Source organism: Pseudoalteromonas sp. XMcav1-K (assembly GCF_044005875.1).
GTDB classification, from domain to species: Bacteria; Pseudomonadota; Gammaproteobacteria; order Enterobacterales; family Alteromonadaceae; genus Pseudoalteromonas; species Pseudoalteromonas spongiae.
Genome location: NZ_JBIPJE010000005.1, coordinates 1 through 2,000, shown reverse-complemented (window position 1 = coordinate 2,000; position 2,000 = coordinate 1). Strand labels below are relative to the sequence as shown.

Sequence of the window (2,000 nt, the reverse complement as noted above, 5' to 3'; positions counted from 1 at the left end):
GCAAAACCGTTTTAGTTCGACTATTCGTAACTTAAACAATGTTTCAGAAAACGTATCGGCGTCGAAATCACGCATAATGGATACAGACTTTGCGGCGGAGAGTGCAGGTCTTGCACGTAACCAGGTGTTACAGCAAGCATCAAGCTCAATGTTAGCTCAGGCAAATCAACAGCCACAAATCGCATTGTCGCTAATTGGTTAACACTCTCTCCTAGTTAATTAAGTTAGTACTCCCTCTCATATAAAAACGGCCAAATGGCCGTTTTTTACTTTTCGTTAAAAAAAATTAAAAAAAGCTAAAGGGTTTTAGGCGGCCGCCGATAACGAAGATGGGACAGAAAACTATCTGTAGCTTACTCTCTCTCTTGCAACTGATAGTTCCTATGTTAATTATTATTGGAGGCTCTCATGGCTTTAAGTGTTAACTCAAATATAATGTCTTTGAATTCTCAAAGACAACTCTCTCGTTCGAGTGAGGCATTATCAACATCATTCCAACGTTTATCGTCTGGTTTACGTGTAAACAGTGCGGCAGATGATGCGGCAGGTTTGCAAATTGGTACGCGTTTAAACTCGCAAGTACAAGGTTTAAACCAAGGTGCACGTAATGCAAACGATGGTATTTCACTATCGCAAACAGCAGAAGGTGCGTTGGAAGAAACCTCGAACATGCTGCAACGTATGCGTGTATTGGCAATTCAGTCAGCGAATGGTTCAAACACTGATTCGGATCGTGATGCACTGCAAAAAGAATTCACAGAGCTATCTGCTGAGATTGATCGTGTTGCAAGTGATACGAGCTTTGGTGGTGTAAATATTTTAGATGGTACGTACGACACAGACTTCCAAGTTGGTGCTGATGCAAACCAGACTATTACGTTAAAAGTAACGACAAATATGAACTCAACAGGACTTGCGCTTTCTGATGACTCTATCAGTACTGCTGCAGGCGCACAAACAGCTATAGGTGCACTAGATGATGCGTTGTCAACAGTGAACGGTGTACGTGCTGATCTTGGTGCGAAGCAAAACCGTTTTAGTTCGACTATTCGTAACTTAAACAACGTAGCAGAAAATGTAGCAGCGTCTAAGTCACGTATCATGGATACAGACTTTGCAGCAGAAAGTGCGGCATTGGCGCGTAACCAAGTATTACAACAGGCTTCAAGCTCAATGTTAGCGCAGGCTAACCAGCAGCCGCAAATTGCGTTGTCATTGCTGTAATAAATAGTAATCGTAATGCTTTTTATAGATCACACTGAGTGGTGTGATCTATAAATATTTGACTGAATAATATCCCTCCCATATAGCGTATTCATAGAGCCCAAACTAAACAATTACACCTCTAAACTAGAATAATCAGAACGAATCATGCTTCAAAATTAAAAGCATTTTGTGATTAAATTATTAAAGTAACTCTTTGTTTATTTGTTGGTTATTTTTCTTCTAGTGGCTTACTTGTAAAAATTGATTAAAGAATCTTTTTGACGTGTCGATATCTTAATCAAACGAGTTGTTTGGCGGTAAATACCGCAGATAGAAGAGGGCGAGAATCATGGCTTTATATGTAAATTCAAACATCACATCATTGAACGCACAGCGTCAATTATCAAATTCGACAAATGCGTTAAGCACGTCTTTTCAGCGTTTATCATCAGGTTTACGTGTTAACAGTGCAGCGGACGATGCAGCAGGTCTTCAAATTGGTACACGTTTACAATCGCAAGTAAATGGTGCAAATCAAGGCGCACGTAACGCGAATGATGGTATTTCACTAGCTCAAACAGCAGAAGGTGCACTAGAAGAAACGTCAAATATGTTGCAACGTATGCGTGTTTTATCGATTCAATCGGCGAATGGTTCAAACACAGACTCAGACCGTGATGCACTACAAAAAGAGTTTGCTGAATTATCGGCAGAGATAGACCGTGTAGCAAGTGATACAACGTTTGGTGGTGTAAACATCTTAAATGGTACTTACGATACAGACTATCAAGTAG

General features: G+C 40.2%; 2 protein-coding genes and 1 pseudogene. All 3 read left to right on the top strand.

Annotated elements, in window-relative coordinates:
• A partial coding sequence (locus ACHSBP_RS00060; RefSeq protein WP_395387882.1) for a flagellin occupies positions 1-202 on the top strand: 202 nt, incomplete at its 5' end.
• 206 nt (positions 203-408) lie between these two features.
• A complete protein-coding gene (locus ACHSBP_RS00055) occupies positions 409-1,224 on the top strand; it encodes a flagellin (protein WP_010560728.1) in 816 nt (271 codons plus the stop codon).
• 331 nt (positions 1,225-1,555) lie between these two features.
• A pseudogene (locus tag ACHSBP_RS00050) lies at positions 1,556-2,000 on the top strand (flagellin FliC); the annotation flags it as partial.